Annotated in this window: 16 protein-coding genes; 8 read left to right on the top strand and 8 right to left on the bottom strand. The window is 62.5% G+C overall.

Annotation, left to right across the window (positions count from 1 at the left end; translation table 11 throughout):
- The first annotated feature begins 4 nt into the window (after positions 1 to 4).
- The 7 genes from QM609_RS00450 (at position 5) to QM609_RS00420 (ending at position 7,895) form a co-directional block, all read left to right on the top strand.
- The gene (locus tag QM609_RS00450; RefSeq protein WP_050655936.1) at positions 5 to 1,570 is read left to right on the top strand and encodes an amidase; all 1,566 of its coding nucleotides are present in this window, start codon (positions 5 to 7) and stop codon (positions 1,568 to 1,570) included.
- A gap of 73 nt (positions 1,571 to 1,643) precedes the next feature.
- Positions 1,644 to 2,267 carry a nitrile hydratase subunit alpha gene (gene nthA, locus QM609_RS00445; protein WP_042450854.1) on the top strand — a complete coding sequence of 208 codons (624 nt, stop codon included), beginning with the start codon at positions 1,644 to 1,646 and terminating at the stop codon, positions 2,265 to 2,267.
- A gap of 26 nt (positions 2,268 to 2,293) precedes the next feature.
- Positions 2,294 to 2,932, top strand: coding sequence for a nitrile hydratase subunit beta (gene nthB / locus QM609_RS00440; protein ID WP_042450645.1), 639 nt, complete (start codon positions 2,294 to 2,296; stop codon positions 2,930 to 2,932).
- Between the two features lie 98 nt (positions 2,933 to 3,030).
- The gene (gene zigA, locus QM609_RS00435) at positions 3,031 to 4,230 is read left to right on the top strand and encodes a zinc metallochaperone GTPase ZigA (protein ID WP_050655935.1); all 1,200 of its coding nucleotides are present in this window, start codon (positions 3,031 to 3,033) and stop codon (positions 4,228 to 4,230) included.
- A 24-nt stretch (positions 4,231 to 4,254) separates the two neighbouring features.
- Positions 4,255 to 5,175: an SMP-30/gluconolactonase/LRE family protein gene (locus tag QM609_RS00430; protein WP_050655934.1), complete on the top strand. Its 921-nt coding sequence runs from the start codon at positions 4,255 to 4,257 to the stop codon at positions 5,173 to 5,175.
- 151 nt (positions 5,176 to 5,326) lie between these two features.
- Positions 5,327 to 7,144: an ABC transporter substrate-binding protein/permease gene (locus QM609_RS00425; protein ID WP_003946057.1), complete on the top strand. Its 1,818-nt coding sequence runs from the start codon at positions 5,327 to 5,329 to the stop codon at positions 7,142 to 7,144.
- Between the two features lie 4 nt (positions 7,145 to 7,148).
- Positions 7,149 to 7,895, top strand: coding sequence for an amino acid ABC transporter ATP-binding protein (locus QM609_RS00420; protein WP_003946070.1), 747 nt, complete (start codon positions 7,149 to 7,151; stop codon positions 7,893 to 7,895).
- On the opposite strand, the gene QM609_RS00415 is transcribed toward QM609_RS00420, so the two are convergent.
- The 7 genes from QM609_RS00415 to QM609_RS00385 form a co-directional block, all read right to left on the bottom strand.
- Positions 7,881 to 9,062 carry an RNA polymerase sigma factor gene (locus QM609_RS00415; protein WP_007735260.1) on the bottom strand — a complete coding sequence of 394 codons (1,182 nt, stop codon included), beginning with the start codon at positions 9,060 to 9,062 and terminating at the stop codon, positions 7,881 to 7,883. The genes QM609_RS00420 and QM609_RS00415 overlap by 15 nt on opposite strands.
- Positions 9,063 to 9,070: 8 nt before the next feature.
- The gene (locus tag QM609_RS00410; RefSeq protein ID WP_003945999.1) at positions 9,071 to 9,478 is read right to left on the bottom strand and encodes a YciI family protein; all 408 of its coding nucleotides are present in this window, start codon (positions 9,476 to 9,478) and stop codon (positions 9,071 to 9,073) included.
- A gap of 152 nt (positions 9,479 to 9,630) precedes the next feature.
- Complete coding sequence (locus tag QM609_RS00405; RefSeq protein WP_003946002.1) at positions 9,631 to 10,245, bottom strand: response regulator transcription factor; 615 nt, start codon at positions 10,243 to 10,245, stop codon at positions 9,631 to 9,633.
- On the bottom strand, positions 10,242 to 11,384 hold the full coding sequence (locus QM609_RS00400) for a sensor histidine kinase (RefSeq protein ID WP_007735262.1): 1,143 nt from the start codon (positions 11,382 to 11,384) through the stop codon (positions 10,242 to 10,244). The genes QM609_RS00405 and QM609_RS00400 overlap by 4 nt, the downstream gene beginning before the upstream one ends.
- Before the next feature lie 21 nt (positions 11,385 to 11,405).
- Positions 11,406 to 12,197 carry an ABC transporter permease gene (locus QM609_RS00395; protein ID WP_003946064.1) on the bottom strand — a complete coding sequence of 264 codons (792 nt, stop codon included), beginning with the start codon at positions 12,195 to 12,197 and terminating at the stop codon, positions 11,406 to 11,408.
- Positions 12,194 to 13,132 (bottom strand): ABC transporter ATP-binding protein, encoded by a 939-nt coding sequence (locus QM609_RS00390; RefSeq protein WP_003945975.1) that lies wholly within the window; start codon positions 13,130 to 13,132, stop codon positions 12,194 to 12,196. Before QM609_RS00390 ends, QM609_RS00395 begins: the two co-directional genes overlap by 4 nt.
- Complete coding sequence (locus tag QM609_RS00385; RefSeq protein WP_223304396.1) at positions 13,129 to 13,365, bottom strand: hypothetical protein; 237 nt, start codon at positions 13,363 to 13,365, stop codon at positions 13,129 to 13,131. Before QM609_RS00385 ends, QM609_RS00390 begins: the two co-directional genes overlap by 4 nt.
- A 234-nt stretch (positions 13,366 to 13,599) precedes the next feature.
- On the opposite strand from QM609_RS00385, the gene QM609_RS00380 reads away from it, so the two are divergent.
- Positions 13,600 to 15,681 carry a PhoX family protein gene (locus tag QM609_RS00380; RefSeq protein WP_050655933.1) on the top strand — a complete coding sequence of 694 codons (2,082 nt, stop codon included), beginning with the start codon at positions 13,600 to 13,602 and terminating at the stop codon, positions 15,679 to 15,681.
- Positions 15,682 to 15,759: 78 nt separating this feature from the next.
- Here the strand turns inward: QM609_RS00380 and QM609_RS00375 are convergent.
- Positions 15,760 to 17,324, bottom strand: a 1,565-nt coding sequence (locus tag QM609_RS00375; RefSeq protein WP_283336852.1) for an isopeptide-forming domain-containing fimbrial protein, incomplete at its 5' end; no start/stop codon positions are given.

Below are 17,324 nucleotides of genomic sequence, written 5' to 3'. Positions count from 1 at the left end.
TCTCATGGCGACAATCCGACCTGACGACAATGCAATAGACACCGCCGCAAGGCATTACGGCATCACTCTCGACCAATCAGCCCGGCTCGAGTGGCCGGCACTGATCGACGGAGCACTGGGCTCCTACGACGTCGTCGACCAGTTGTACGCCGACGAGGCAACCCCGCCGACCACGTCACGTGAGCACACGGTGCTAACAGCGAGCGAAAATCCTTTGAGCGCTTGGTATGTGACCACAAGCATCCCGCCGACGTCGGACGGCGTCCTGACCGGCCGACGCGTGGCGATCAAGGACAACGTGACCGTGGCCGGAGTTCCGATGATGAACGGGTCTCGGACAGTAGAGGGGTTCACTCCGTCTCGCGACGCGACTGTGGTCACTCGACTACTGGCGGCCGGTGCAACCGTCGCGGGCAAAGCTGTGTGTGAGGACCTGTGTTTCTCCGGTTCGAGCTTCACACCGGCAAGCGGACCGGTCCGTAATCCGTGGGACCCACAGCGTGAAGCAGGTGGATCATCCGGTGGCAGTGCGGCTCTCGTCGCAAACGGTGACGTCGATTTTGCCATCGGCGGGGATCAGGGCGGGTCGATCCGGATCCCGGCGGCATTCTGCGGCGTCGTCGGACACAAGCCGACGTTCGGGCTCGTCCCGTATACCGGGGCATTTCCCATCGAGCGAACAATCGACCATCTCGGCCCGATCACACGCACGGTCCACGATGCCGCACTGATGCTCTCGGTCATCGCCGGTCGCGACGGTAACGACCCACGCCAAGCCGACAGCGTCGAAGCAGGTGACTATCTGTCCACCCTCGACTCCGATGTGGATGGTCTGCGAATCGGGATCGTTCGAGAAGGTTTCGGGCACGCGGTCTCACAGCCCGAGGTCGACGACGCAGTCCGCGCAGCGGCACACAGTCTGGCCGAAATCGGTTGCACGGTAGAGGAAGTAAACATCCCGTGGCACCTACATGCTTTCCACATCTGGAACGTGATCGCCACGGACGGTGGTGCCTACCAGATGTTGGACGGCAACGGATACGGCATGAACGCCGAAGGTTTGTACGATCCGGAACTGATGGCACACTTTGCTTCTCGACGCCTTCAGCACGCCGACGCTCTGTCCGAAACCGTCAAACTGGTGGCTCTGACCGGCCACCACGGCATCACCACCCTCGGCGGCGCGAGCTACGGCAAAGCCCGGAACCTCGTACCGCTCGCCCGCGCCGCCTACGACACTGCCTTGAGACAATTCGACGTCCTGGTGATGCCCACACTGCCCTACGTCGCATCCGAACTACCGGCGAAGGACGTGGATCGTGCAACCTTCATCACGAAGGCTCTCGGGATGATCGCCAACACAGCACCGTTCGACGTGACCGGACATCCGTCCCTGTCCGTTCCCGCCGGCCTGGTGAACGGGCTTCCGGTCGGAATGATGATCACCGGCAAGACCTTCGACGATGCGACGGTCCTCCGGGTCGGGCGCGCATTCGAAAAGCTTCGCGGCGCGTTTCCGACGCCTGCCGACCACATCTCCGACTCTGCACCACAACTCAGCCTCACCTAGTTCTGTATCCGCACTTGCACAACAAATTCCACCGATTCACACATGATCAGCCCGCATAGAAAAGGTGAACCAGATGTCAGTAACGATCGACCACACAACGGAGAACGCCGCACCGGCCCAGGCGCCGGTCTCCGACCGGGCGTGGGCACTGTTCCGCGCACTCGACGGTAAGGGATTGGTACCCGACGGTTACGTCGAAGGATGGAAGAAAACCTTCGAGGAGGACTTCAGTCCAAGGCGCGGAGCGGAATTGGTCGCGCGGGCGTGGACCGACCCCGAGTTCCGGCAGTTGCTTCTCACCGACGGTACCGCCGCGGTTGCCCAGTACGGATACCTGGGCCCCCAGGGCGAGTACATCGTGGCAGTCGAAGACACCCCGACCCTCAAGAACGTGATCGTGTGCTCGCTGTGTTCATGCACCGCGTGGCCCATTCTCGGCCTGCCCCCTACCTGGTACAAGAGTTTCGAATACCGTGCGCGAGTGGTGCGTGAGCCACGGAAGGTTCTCTCCGAGATGGGAACCGAGATCGCGTCGGACGTCGAGATCCGCGTCTACGACACCACCGCCGAAACTCGCTACATGGTTCTCCCGCAACGTCCCGCAGGCACCGAAGGCTGGAGCCAGGAACAGCTTCAAGAGATCGTCACCAAGGACTGCCTGATCGGCGTCGCAGTCCCGCAGGTCCCCACCGTCTGATCACCCCGACAAGAAAGAAGCACACCATGGATGGAGTACACGATCTTGCCGGAGTTCAAGGCTTCGGCAAAGTCCCGCATACCGTCAACGCCGACATCGGCCCCACCTTCCACGCCGAGTGGGAACACCTGCCGTACAGCCTGATGTTCGCCGGTGTCGCCGAACTCGGGGCATTCAGCGTCGACGAAGTTCGATACGTCGTCGAGCGGATGGAACCACGCCACTACATGATGACCCCGTACTACGAGAGGTACGTCATCGGCGTCGCGACACTGATGGTCGAAAAGGGAATCCTGACGCAGGAAGAACTCGAAAGCCTTGCAGGGGGACCGTTCCCACTGTCGCGGCCCAGCGAATCCGAAGGGCGTCCGGCACCCGTCGAGACGACCACCTTCGAAATCGGTCAGCGAGTACGCGTGCGCGACGAGTACGTTCCGGGGCATATTCGAATGCCTGCGTACTGCCGCGGACGAGTGGGAACCATCTCTCATCGGACTAGCGAGAAGTGGCCGTTTCCCGACGCAATCGGCCACGGGCGCAACGACGCCGGCGAAGAACCGACGTACCACGTGAAGTTCGCCGCCGAGGAATTGTTCGGTAGCGACACCGACGGCGGCAGCGTCGTAGTCGACCTTTTCGAGGGTTACCTCGAGCCTGCGGCCTGATCGTCCAACATTCCGGGCGGCGGTCACGCGATCACAGCGTTTCGCGTGACCGCCGCCTGATCACAGCAATTCTCTCATTCGGAAGGACACTGGAAATCATGGTCGACACACGACTTCCGGTCACGGTGCTGTCAGGTTTCCTGGGCGCCGGGAAGACGACACTACTCAACGAGATCCTGCGAAATCGAGAGGGTCGGCGGGTCGCGGTGATCGTCAACGACATGAGCGAAATCAACATCGACAGTGCAGAAGTCGAGCGTGAGATCTCGCTCAGTCGCTCCGAGGAGAAACTGGTCGAGATGACCAACGGCTGCATCTGCTGCACTCTGCGAGAGGATCTTCTCTCCGAGATCAGTGCCTTGGCCGCCGATGGCCGATTCGACTACCTACTCATCGAATCTTCGGGCATCTCCGAACCGCTTCCCGTCGCAGAGACGTTCACATTCATCGATACCGACGGCCACGCCCTCGCCGACGTCGCCCGACTCGACACCATGGTCACCGTCGTCGACGGCCACAGTTTTCTGCGCGACTACACAGCTGGGGGCCGCGTCGAAGCCGATGCCCCGGAAGACGAACGAGACATCGCGGATCTGCTTGTCGATCAGATCGAATTTGCCGACGTCATCCTGGTGAGCAAGGCAGATCTCGTCTCGCACCAGCACCTGGTCGAATTGACCGCAGTCCTGCGCTCTTTGAACGCATCCGCTGCGATAGTTCCGATGACGCTCGGTCGCATCCCACTCGACACGATTCTCGACACCGGTTTGTTCTCACTCGAAAAGGCTGCACAGGCCCCCGGATGGTTACAAGAACTCCAAGGTGAACACATCCCCGAAACCGAAGAGTACGGAATCAGTTCGGTGGTGTACCGCGAGCGCGCACCCTTCCACCCCCAACGGCTGCATGATTTCCTCAGCAGCGAGTGGACCAACGGAAAGTTACTTCGGGCCAAGGGCTACTACTGGAATGCCGGCCGGTTCACCGAGATCGGGAGTATTTCTCAGGCCGGTCATCTCATTCGCCACGGATACGTCGGCCGTTGGTGGAAGTTTCTACCCCGTGACGAGTGGCCGGCCGACGATTACCGTCGTGACGGAATCCTCGACAAGTGGGAAGAACCCGTCGGAGACTGCCGACAAGAACTCGTCTTCATCGGCCAAGCCATCGACCCGTCTCGACTGCACCGAGAACTCGACGCGTGTCTACTCACCACAGCCGAGATCGAACTCGGGCCAGACGTGTGGACCACCTGGAGCGACCCCCTGGGCGTCGGCTATACCGACCAGACCGTTTGATATTGGTCCGGTTTGCCGTAAGTTGTGCGCAATGGGGTATCACGCAACCGAACTCGGGCGTTGTTGATCGTCGCGGCGATCGCAGCCGGGACCGTGGCGGCAGCTACGCCGGCGGGGGCCACCTGGACAGTCGCGCCGATGTGCGGCGAGTGGCGGGTCGAAACCGTAGCGCAAGGGTTGGAACAGCTCGAAAACCTCGAGCCCGATGACAACGGCGGGTTCTACCTCTCCGGCGAGTCGAAGATCTATCACGTCGACGCCGCAGGACAGGTACGAACTGTCCTCGACGACATGGCTGCCCCTGGCGGTTTGCAACTCGACGGTTCGAGGCTGTCCTTCCTCACCAGACAGGACGGCAAGCTGTGGCACCTGGACACCTCGACGGATCAGCTGTCCGCACCCGTCGACTTCGCGGGCAACGGCCTGCTCCGGCTTCCCGACGGCGATCTGCTGACCACGTGGGTCGGAACAGAAGGAGGTCCGCCAAAGGGCGTCTCGCGCTATCTGCACGACTCCGGAGCCGTCGTTCCCAATTGGTCGACAGTGCCGCGTTCGGAGGGACTCGCGCTCAGTCCGGATCATCGAGCCGTGTACACCGATGACCTGTTCACCGGTCAGATCATTCGAGTGCCCTTGGATACCCCTGACGCGTGGACAGTTGTAGCGACGGTCCCGAGCCTGATACCCGGACTCGACGATCTGACCATGTCGCAGGATGGAATGCTCTACGCCGCTGCTCACGTCGAAGGCTCGATCTATCGCGTACACCCTGAAACCGGCACTTCCTGCGTCGTCGCTTCGGGTCTGTCGAATGGGTGGAACGGGCCGAGTTCAGTGCGTATAGGACAGGACGGCGACGGCTGGGCGCTCTACGTCACCGGCTTCGACGGAACGCTGCGTCGCCTGGTACCTCCGTCGGGCGTCGAACTCGCACCCGTCCGCTGACGCCGATCTCTTCGGCACGAGATTCCCCGACCTGGCGATACTTAAAATCACGCTGATTTGAAGGCATGCCCGCAGCGCAACGGCCCCTTGTCCGAAAACTGTCAACAGTTCTACACGGAGAAATGGCTACCCTTAGGTTTACGCTGCACGCATGTTTTCTTCCGTCGCAGCGAAGATCCGCCTGGTGGTGGCACTGCTCCTCACTGCCCTTCTGGCGCTGACTCTGTCATCGTGCTCGAGTGGCTCGGATTCGTCGGCAGCCCCCACAGACCTGTGTGCACCTCCAGGAGTGGGAGCTGCAACCGCGGCGCCCACCAATCTGGACGCGGCAGCGGGTGCGGGCGCCGAAGACCGCTACACCACGGCCACCGTCACCCCGGTCGATCAGATCGACACCTCGAAGCTGAATCTGATCAAACCCGGGGTCATCACGGTCGGCACGCTCGGTGACGCGCCCCCGAGCATCTGCGTCAACTCCGAGAATCAGTACACCGGATACGACAACGAGCTGCTGAAGGCCGTCGCGGACAAGCTGGGCCTGAAGGTCGAGTTCGTCGGCACCGAGTTCGCCGGGCTTCTCGCCCAGGTTGCCGGTCGACGCTTCGACGTCGGCTCGTCGTCCATCACCACCACGGACGACCGTCGCAACACCGTCGGCTTCACCAACGGTTACGACTTCGGATACTTCTCCCTCGTCGTGCCTAACGGCAGCCCGATCACCGGCTTCGGAGACCTGGACGCATCAAAGCGCATCGGCGTCGTACAGGGAACCGTGCAGGACGACTACGTCGTGAACACGCTCAAGCTCGATCCCGTGAAGTTTCCCGACTACGCCACGGCGTACGCGAACCTCAAGTCCGGACAGATCGACGCCTGGGTAGCTCCGTCTCAGCAGGCCGAAGGTGCAATCGCTCCCGGTGATCCGACCTCGATCATCCAGAACACCTTCTCGGTCAACAACTTCGTCGGCTGGGCGGTGAACAAGGAAAACCAGCCCCTGATCGACGCCCTCAACTCCGGCCTCGACGCAGTCATCGACGACGGAACCTGGTCTCAGCTGTACGCCGACTGGGTACCGCGCCAACTCCCTGAAGGCTGGAAGCCCGGATCCAAGGCCGCGGCCACTCCGGAACTGCCCGACTTCGCAGCCATTGCCGCGGAAAACGCAGCAAACGGTGACGGTGGCGATACCGCGTCGTACCAACCGAAGTCGACGCTCGAACAGCTCAAGGACACGTTCTTCGACTGGGATCTGTACAAGAAGGCATTCCCCGATCTCCTCAAGACCGGTCTTCCCAACACCCTGATCCTTGCGCTCGCGTCCGGCATCATCGGCACGATCCTCGGCATGCTGCTCGCTGTCGCCGGTATCTCGCGCACCCGTTGGCTGCGCTGGCCGGCCCGCGTCTACACCGATATCTTCCGTGGCCTGCCCGCAGTCGTCATCATCTTGATCATCGGGCTCGGCGTCGGACCGATCGTCAAGGGAATCACCGGTAGCAATCCGTACTGGCTCGGTGTCGCGGCGCTGTCACTGCTCGCGTCGGCATACATCGGTGAGATCTTCAGATCCGGAATCCAGAGCGTCGAGTCCGGGCAGCTCGAGGCTTCACGTGCCCTCGGTTTCAGCTACCGAAAGTCCATGTCGCTGGTCGTCATCCCGCAGGGTGTACGACGCGTTCTGCCGGCGTTGATGAACCAGTTCATCTCGCTGATCAAGGACTCGTCGCTGATCTACTTCCTCGGTCTGCTCGTCACCCAGCGGGAACTCTTTGCCGTCGGACGTGATCTCAACGCCCAGACCGGCAGCCTGTCCCCGCTCGTTGCGGCAGGCTTGTTCTACCTTGCTCTGACCATCCCGCTGACGCACCTCGTCAACTACATCGACAACCGACTCCGGACCGGACGCGCCGACACTTCAGGCACGTTGGATCCGCTCGAGCAGGCCATCGTCGTGGAAAGGGGCTGAGGACATGACCACCAGCTCTGAACTGAAGTCCGTATCGCTCACCGGCAAGGACCTGCATCTGTCCTTCGGTACCAACAAGGTGCTTCGCGGCGTCAACCTGCACGTCGACGCCGGAAACACCGTCACCGTCATCGGGCCCTCCGGTTCGGGCAAGTCGACGCTCCTGCGCGTGCTGAACCGTCTGCACGAGCCCGAGCAGGGTGACGTGCTGCTCGACGGGAAGTCCGTCCTGAAGGACAACCCCGACGAGCTTCGCCAGCGAATAGGCATGGTGTTCCAGCACTTCAACCTGTTCCCGCACAAGACCGTCGCGGAGAACATCGCACTCGGGCCGAACAAGCTCAAGGGTTTGTCGAAGGAGCAAGCTCGGGCGCTCGCGCTCGAGCAGCTGGATCTGGTGGGGCTCAGGGAGAAGGCCGACTCGCGGCCCGGCAACCTTTCGGGAGGTCAGCAGCAGCGCGTCGCCATTGCCCGCGCCCTGGCGATGAAGCCCGAGGTCATGTTCTTCGACGAGGCGACGTCAGCTCTCGACCCCGAACTGGTCAAGGGTGTTCTGGCATTGATGGCCGATCTCGCGAAGTCCGGCATGACCATGGTCGTCGTGACGCACGAAATGGGTTTCGCGCGTTCCGTTTCCGACAAGGTGCTGTTCATGGATCGCGGCGCCGTCGTCGAAACCGGTACTCCGGAACAGCTTTTCGACGATCCCGAGACAGATCGACTGCAGGCGTTCCTGTCACAGGTTCTCTAACCCAGGACGCTTCAGAGATCGACGGGCGTTGATCCTCGACGCCTGAAGCATCAGATGGTCACGTTCGGCGAGGTTGGATGCCTTGTGCGCTGCATCGGCATACAACCTCGCCGCCGTCTCCAGGTCTCCGTCGCGTTCACGCAGATAGGCCTCGACTGCGGCATGGCGTGGAAGTGAATCGTCCAGCGCTGCAAGAGCTGCCAATCCGGCGCGTGGTCCGTCTGCCTCGCCGACGGCCACCGCTCGGTTGAGCCGGACGATCGGGCTGTCGGTCAAGGCTGCGAGTTCGTCGTACCACTCCACGATCTGCACCCAGTCGGTCTCGTCTGCTGTGAGAGCGTCGGCATGGAGTGCAGCAATGGCGGCCTGGGCCTGGAACTCACCGAGCCGGTCGCGGGCGAGAGCTGACTGGAGGATTGCGACTCCTTCGGCAATCGAATCGGTGTCCCACCGGCTGCGATCCTGCTCGGCTAGCGGAACCAGACGGCCGTCCGCGGCAGTTCGCGCGGCTCGACGAGCGTGATGGAGCAGCATCAGTGCGAGCAACCCTGCGACTTCGGGGTGATCGATCGCGGCCGCCAACTGCCGGGTGAGCCGGATGGCCTCGGCAGCCAGGTCGACGTCGCCGGAGTACCCCTCGTTGAAGACCAGATAGAGGACACGCAGGACGGTGGCGACATCGCCGGGTTGCTCGAACCGGACGCCGGAGACCGTGCGCTTGGCTCGGCTGATGCGCTGAGCCATAGTCGCCTCGGGCACCAGGTAGGCCTGCGCAATCTGGCGGGTGGTCAGCCCGCCGACAGCGCGCAGCGTGAGTGCGACGGCGGACGACGGCGTCAACGACGGGTGCGCGCACAAAAAGTAGAGCTGGAGTGTGTCGTCCACGCCCGGCACCGACCCGCTGACCGGCCGCTCGCCTGGCTGCTCGTCCGCCAGAAACTCCCGCTTGCGACGAGCCGCATCCGAACGGATCCCGTCGAGGAACCGCCGCCAGGCCACCGTGACCAGCCAGCCCTTCGGGTCCCGCGGCGGGTTGTCCGGCCAGACCCTGACCGCCTCGAGCAGAGCGTCCTGCACGGCGTCCTCGGCCGACGCGAAATTTGCTCCGCGGCGGACGAGGATGCCGAGCACACTCGGAGTCAGACTCCGAAGCAGGGCGTCGTCCATGACAGGTTTCAGTCCGTGATGGTCGGCGGCTCGGTCAGGAACGGGCGCAGTTCGAGCCATTCGTGAATCGGCTTCCCGCCTGCGCCGGGCGCGGCCGAGAGCTCGCCGGCCAATTGGACGGCACGGTCGTAGTTGTCGACGTCGATCACCATCCAGCCGGCAATGAGGTCCTTGGTTTCCGCGAACGGACCGTCGGTGACCGGCGGGCGACCCTCACCGTCGTACCGGACAAAGGTGCCCTCAGGAGCGAGAGCCTGACCGTCGACGAACTCGCCCGCCTTCTCGAGCCGATCCGCGAAGTCCTGCATGTACTTCACGTGGGCAGTGATCTCGTCCGGCGTCCACTGGTCCATCGGCACGTCGTTGACTGCAGCCGGAGCGCCGCGGTAGTGCTTGAGCAGCAAGTACTTGGCCATCGTGAATCTCCTCTGTGTCGGTGCCACCCATTCTGGTCGCACTTCACTACAGGGACGAAGCAAGTCGGGGATTCTCGACATCGCGGGGCCTTCGGCCCTGTGCGCCTTTTTGGTAGTGCCCGCAACCAGAAAGGCGCACGGGGCCGAGGGCCCTAAATCCACCCCTGCCGGCGGGCGATCACCGCTGCTTCGTGCCGGTTGGCTGCACCGAGTTTGGTGACAGCTGACGACAGATAGTTCCGGGTGGTTCCTGCCGAGAGGTGTGCCCGGGAAGCGATCTGCTCGATGGATGCTCCGTCGGCCGCGTACTCGAGTACGTCCGCTTCGCGCGGAGTAAGCGGTGAGTCGCCGGCGCCGATTGCCTCGGCAGCCAACGACGGATCGACGTACCGCCCGCCCGCGTGGACGCTGCGGACCACCTCGGCGAGCGTCGCCGCAGGCGTCGTCTTCGGCAGAAATCCTCGGACGCCTGCTGACAGTGCCTTCTTCAGATACCCGGGACGCCCGTGGCTCGTCACGATGATCGAGACGCACCCCGAGACCGTCTGCGCAATCTGTTGCGCCGTCTCGATGCCGTCGATACCTGCCATTTGAAGGTCGAGCACGGCTACGTCAGGTTGATGTTTTGCAGCAGCGACCACGGCATCCTCGCCGGATTCGGCTTCCGCGACGACAACTATGTCGTCCTCGAGCGACAACATCATGGCCAGAGCCGAGCGGATCAGGTTCTCGTCGTCGGCCAGCAGTACCTTGATCGGCTCGGTCACCGAGACTCCTTCGTTCGGGACGGAAAGTGGGCGGTGAGGGTGAAGCGATCTTCGTCCTGCACGGTTTCGACAATTCCTCCGACGGCGCCGACGCGCTCGCGCAATCCGTTCAGGCCGGTTCCGTTGTTCGGCTCTGCGATCCGTGCGCCGTCGTTGGCGATCACGACGCCGTCCGCGAACACTTCGATGCTGCAATTCTCGGCACTGGAGTGCCGGAGAATGTTGGTGACGCCTTCACGGACGACCCAGGCGGCAGCTTCGGCCAGTTCCACCGGCAGCTGATCTGCCGATCCACGTATCGCAGTGGAGATTCCGGCGGCCTCGAGCAGAGACTGCGCACCGGCCAGCTCGGACGCCAAGGCGATGGACCGGTATCCCCGAACCAACTCGCGCGCTTCGTCGAGTGAATCTTGCGCAAGTTCGCGTACTTCGTCCATCTGCGCGGCGGCACGATCGTCGCCGCGTCGTGAAAGAGTAGCTGCAAGTTCACTTTTCACCGCAATTGCAGACAGTGCCCGCCCGACGACGTCATGGAGATCGCGTGAAAATCGCAACCGTTCCTCGGCGACGGACAGAGCGGCAGCGGCTCCGCGTGCCTCATCCAATTCGGTGACCATCCGCAGCAGCCACACCGACATGTAGACGGTCAGCCCCATGAAGGCGGCGACGATTCCGACGGACACGCCGCTTTCCGGACCCGCAAGCAGTCCCAGTACAACCCCGGCGGCCACCGAGCCCACGATCAGCCAGCGCAACGACGTCAACCCCGCAAGGGGCACGACAAGGATTGCCGCCAGCCAGAAGTACGGGCCGTTCTCGCCATTGCTTCCCAAGGCAATTCCCGCCGAGCAGAACGCCGACAACGTCATCACGGCAAGAGGAATCTGGACGGGCTTGGCCACGACTCCGCCCAGATCAGGCATCCGAGACACGGCGATGACGCACGCAACGGCACTGATTCCGAGGAAGACACCCGACAGGTACCGATCCGCAACTATCTCGGTGACCGCACCGAAGCCACCGAAAACCACTGCGACCATGATGAACGATTGCCGCGTGTAGAGGCGAACCTTGTCGACGTTCGACGCGGTTCGCCACGTCCGTCTCGGATTCCAGCGTCCGAAGTTCTGCGCGATCATGCCCACTACCTTCTCAGAGTTCTACGAACGCGGTTCCCAGCGGAAGTGGACGTTCGCGATCAGAACCGAACCGACGATCCACGCCAGCATGACCAACAGCGGTTGCGCAGCCGAACCGAAGGTGTCGACAAATCCCGCTGCCGCACCGGGCGCATCGCCCAGATCAGCCAGTTCGCCAGTGGTCCGCCCCAGCCATCCGAGATTGAGAAGGTCCACTACTGCGGCCAGCGGAGTGAAATCGAGAATGCGAGCAACGTTGTCCGGCACGACATTCCTGATCGAGGACATACCTGCCGTCGCCAGAATCAGAATCGGCATGCAGGTGATCTGCGCCGCCTCTGCATTTCGCGTGACAGCCGAAGTGATCAACGCCAGCGCCGTGAAGAGCGCGGCGCCGCCGATCACCGCGACCAGCACCAGGACCGGATTGACCGGAGCACTACCGCCCAGAACCATCACGGCGATTCCGATCACCACCGTCAACAGGCCGGTGAGAACCCACGACGGCACTGCCGGGCCCGCGAGGATCTCGGCGTCGCTGCATTCCCCTGTCCGTAGTCGCTTGAGAACCAACTCGTCACGACGCGTCGCGTACACCGACAGGAGGTTGTAGAAGACCACGAACACGAGCAGGAAGAGTGCAAACACCTCGAGGCCTGCCGACACCGACTTGTCGGACAACCCGCCATCGCGCGACAGGTACAGCATCCCCACGGGAAAGATCAACGGGAGGACGATTGCGTTGAAGAGCAACAGTCGATTTCGTCCCAGGAGCGTGAACTCCGAACGAGACAGGGTTGCTATGCGGTTCATGCCGACGCTCCTTCGAGAGTTGCGTGATGATCGAATTGGTCTGCAATGGAGAGGAATACGGTCTCCAGGGATGCCGCGCGGGCATCCAGGCCGGTCAGCAGGATGTTGTTGTGCTGTGCCCACAGCAGCAGTTCCGTCAGCGTCTCCTGCACTGTGCGAGTGGTGATCACCACCAGATCGTTTTCGACGCGTACCTCGGCGCCGGCCAGGGCCGGGAGCGGAAGACCGGGACGGTGCAGTTTGATCTGGGCAGGATGATCCGCGACGACGTCCGCCACGGTTCCGCTGCGCACCACCGATCCTCGGTGCATGATCGCCAACTGGTCGCACAGGGACTCGGCTTCGTCCAGGTAATGCGTCGTCAACATGATGGTGACGCCCGACGCTTTCAAGTCAGCAATCAATTGCCAAGTGTTACGCCGACTTTCGGGGTCCAATCCAGTAGTCGGTTCGTCGAGGAACAGTACGAGTGGCCGGCCGATGATCGCGCACGCCAGATCCAGTCGCCGGGCCTCACCTCCCGAGAGGAACTTCACGCGGGTATCACCACGGTCACGCATGTCCACGCGCTCGAGCACCTCGTCCACGGGCAGCGGATTCGAGCAGGTTCCGGCCCACATCGCCAAACTCTCACGAGCAGTCAGGTCTTGGGGCAAGCCACCCTTCTGGAGCATGATGCCAAGCGACGGGCGAATCTGCTTGCGGTTGCGCACCGGATCCATGCCCAGAACGCGCACCGTTCCGGCACTGGCTCGCGAAAGGCCCTGAATCACTTCGAGAGTGGATGTCTTGCCGGCACCGTTTGTTCCGAGGAGGCCGAACAGCTCGCCTTCCTGAACACTCAGATCCAGATTGCGAACAGCATCGAACGCCTCCTTGCCGGAGCCGTAACGCCGCGACATTCCGACTACGTCGATCACGGGATCGCCCTTCATCGCTGCGCCTCCGCTCGGTTCCAGCCGCGCAGTCCGATCGCGAATCGAATACCCGCATAGACAGCGAGAGCGGCAACAAGGATCCAGAACACCGGATTGGAGCCGATGATCGCGAACACCACTCCGACGATCGCGATGTTCACCACGATCACTACAAGTTCGCGGCCCATCGTGGGTGCGGGTCCGATGTCCATCAGGTCCGTCAGGAGGCTTCCCTCATGTGGTTCTCTCATGCATCCAAGCTTCGCGGGAAGTCAGAGCCGAAAACAGTGCACAGCATCATCACCTGCGGTGACACCGTCACGGATCGGCGATGACAAATGTCATGCGACGTCCCCGCGGGGACGCGTCGTAAACCGCGGGTAAGGGTCACCTCGTTGTTTTGCCGTTCATTTTTACGTTCCTTTACCCTTGCTTCGAGCTTCTACGGTTCCCGAAGTCCGTACATCGAATCTCGGGAGTTCACGGTGGCTATCAAGCCTTTGGCCTTGTTCGTCAAACACGACGGCGTGTCTGCACGCGCGTCGATCACCTGCCAGTACAAGTGCGGAAACGCGTGCTCTCACGAGGTCCCCAACACCTCGGGCGGCGAGTACTTCCGCGACATCGCACGCACAGCGCTGAGTCGTCGCGGCTTGCTCCGGGGCAGCGGCATGGCAGTGCTCGCGGTGGGAGCGGGCAGCGCCCTCGTTGCCTGTTCGGACGAATCCGCAAGTGCCGAACCGGGAACCGGATCGACGAGCGGCAGCAGCAGCGGATCGACACCAGCGGGGACGAACTTCGGCGCCGTCGCGCCCAACAAGGAAGACAAGGTCACCGTCCCTGACGGATACGATCAAGCCGTCGTGATTCGCTGGGGTGACGCCGTTCTCGCCGGCGCCCCGGCTTTCGACTTCGACAAGCAGACTGCGGCAGCGCAGGAACTGCAGTTCGGATTCAACAACGACTTCGCCGGATTGCTCCCGGTCGACGGGCAGCCCAACACCTACCTACTCGTGGTCAATCACGAATACTCCACCGAGCCGGCGATGTTCCGCGGCTACGATGCGGAGAACCCGACCGAGGAGCAGTTCAAGATCGGCCTCGCCAGCCACGGACTGTCGGTCGTGCAGGTCAAGGGCGAATCCGACAACGGCAAGCTGGTACCGGAGATCGGATCGAACAACCGCCGCATCACCGGAACCACGGAATTTGTCGTGACCGGCCCCGCTGCAGGTAGCGACTTCCTCAAGACGAGTGCCGATCCCACGGGAACCAAAGTGCTCGGCACCCTCAACAATTGCGCCGGCGGCGTCACCCCCTGGGGCACAGTGCTTTCCGGCGAAGAGAACTTCAACCAGTACTTCGCGAACGCCGAGGGTGTCACCGATCCCACGGTCGCAGCGCGACTGAAGCGCTACGGTCTTGCCGGCGCCGCTTCCGAGCGCAAGTGGGAACGCTTCGACAAGCGGTTCGATCTGGTCGCAGAACCCAACGAGGTCAACCGATTCGGATACGTCGTCGAGATCGATCCCTGGGATCCGTCGTCGACTCCGATCAAGCACACAGCGCTCGGACGTTTCAAGCACGAAGCCGCCACCATTTACATCACGTCGGACGGCACCGTCGTCGCCTACAGCGGCGACGACGAGCGCTTCGACTACATGTACAAGTTCGTCTCCAGCCGAAAGATGCAGGACGGCAAGAGTCAAGCAGCCATGCGCCACAACATGACTCTGCTCGACGCCGGAACACTGTACGTCGCAAAGCTCAGCGGAAACTCCGCCGGCGAGATCGACGGCAGCGGCAAACTTCCGTCGGACGGCAAGTTCGACGGAACCGGCGAGTGGGTAGCCATCCTGCGCACCGGCGAAGACGGCAAGGGCGAATCGCTGGTAGACGGTATGAGCGCCGAAGAGGTCGCCGTCTTCACCCGCCAGGCCGGTGACAAGGTCGGGGCAACGAAGATGGATCGCCCCGAGGACTTCGAGGCAAACCCGAAGAGCGGCAAGGTTTACGTCGCACTGACCAACAACACCAAGCGCGGAGTCGACGGTGGCGCCGCGGCCGACGAGGCGAACCCGCGCAACAACAACAAGAACGGCCAGGTCCTCGAAATCACCGACGACCACGCCGGCACCACGTTCGGCTGGAATCTTCTTCTCGTCTGCGGAGATCCAGCCACAGCCGATACCTACTTCGGCGGTTTCGACAAGAACAAGGTCAGTCCCATCTCGTGCCCGGACAACCTTGCCTTCGACCCGCACGGAAACCTGTGGATCTCCACCGACGGCAACGCACTCAAGTCCAACGACGGGCTGTTCAGCGTTGTCCTCGAAGGCGAAAACCGCGGTGAGACAAAGCAGTTCCTCACCGTTCCCGTCGGCGCCGAAACCTGCGGCCCCATCGTGGACGAGAAGCGCGTCATCGTCTGCGTCCAGCACCCCGGCGAGACCGACGACGCCAGCATCGAAAGCCCCGCATCCCATTGGCCAGACGGTGGTTCTTCCCAGCCTCGCCCGTCGGTAGTTGCAGCCTGGAAGAAGGACGGATCTCGGCTCGGCTCGTAACACACATGAAAACGACGTGGGGCAGATCGCATACTCTGCGATCTGCCCCACGTCGTTTACCTCAGAGTCTCAAGAGAATCAGTTGTCACCGTCCGCGCGACGCTGACGCGTCCGGAGAACAACACCCGTTCCCAGCGCCAGCAGCAGAACCAATCCACCTGCTGCGAGCAACCCGGTGTTCACGCCACTCTCACCAGCGCCACCACCCGAGTTGATCGTCCCGCCCTGAGGAGCAGACGGCTTCGGCTGACCCGGCTGACCCGGGTTTGCTGTCGGCGGCTTCGGCTGTCCCGGAACCGTGCTCGGAACCGGCTGACCCGGAACCGTCGGCGGTACGACGATCGGAGGCACAACGACGATCGGGGGAATGATGATCGTCGGTGTAACCGGCACCGTCGTGTTCGGAACCGTCGTGGTCGGCGGAACTGTCGTGACCGGCGGCGTTGTCGTCGGCGGCGTCGTTGTCGTCACGCCACACGGATCCACAATCTCCTCCGCGACAACTTCTTCTGTCGTGGTCTCCTCTGTGGTGGTCTCCTCCGTGGTGGTGGATTCCTCCGTACCGGTCACATCAGCGTCACCGGCAGTGATCGCGCTAGCCGTCGTCGTCGCAACCGTTGTCGTCGGAACCATCCGCGTGGTCGTCGTCGGAGGAACACAGGGCTCCGTCGTGACCGGCGGCGTCGTGGTGGTCGTCGGCGGCACCGTAGTGGTGGTCTCCGGCGGGTCTATCGGGTGTTCGGTGCAGAGAGCGTCGCCCGGGACACAGTCCACTGGCGGGTTCTCGCCACCAACCACCAGGTAGTTGTTCAGGACACCCGGAGTGAATCCGGGACCTGACAACGTTCCGATCTCAGGATTGACCTTGACGGTGTACGTCACGGTCGCGCTCTCACCCTTGGCCAGCTTGCCGGTGACCGTGAAGACGTTGTCGACGACACCCGAAACAACCAGCGTGGAAGTGGTAGCCGGATCCTTCGTCATTACTGCATCGTCGAGAACGTCGGTGAGATCGTCGTAGAAACTGATCTCACCATCCGCGGTGCCCACATTCTTGAACGTGAGCGTGTACGTGATCTCCTGGCCGCCAACCACACGGTTCGTGGTGGACGGAACAGAGGACTTCAGTACCTCGATCGCGGGTGTGCCATCCACCGGATGCTCGGTCGTCACCGGCGGAGGAGTGATCTCCGGACCCGTCGGCGGCTTCGCAGTACCGGTGACCTTGTTGTTGATCAGAACCCCGCCGGCAACACCGTCGTTGATCTTCACCTGATAGGTCAGAACAACCGACTTACCGGCTTCCAACGCACCAGTCCACGAGAGCGTGGTGCCCGACAGGGTCGGAGCAGCACCGTCGACACTGTCGACAGTTGCCTTGAGCGAACCGTCCACCAACGTCGCGTTGTCGAGAACCTTCGACAGATCATCGGTCAACACCACCGGATCAAGAGTCGTGTTACCCGTGTTGGAACCGGTCACCGTATACGTGATCGTCTGACCCGCAGCAACATTGGTACCCGACACCGGATCCGCAGCCTTCGCGACCGTGAACCCCGGAACCTTCACCGGATGCGTCGTGCACAGTTGCGTCGCCGGATCACACACCTCCGGAGGATCAACCGGCGGAGTCGTACCCGGAA

This window comes from Rhodococcus sp. IEGM 1302, assembly GCF_030056935.1.
GTDB classification, from domain to species: domain Bacteria; phylum Actinomycetota; class Actinomycetes; order Mycobacteriales; family Mycobacteriaceae; genus Rhodococcus_F; species Rhodococcus_F qingshengii.
This window is presented reverse-complemented; position numbering and strand designations above follow the sequence as displayed.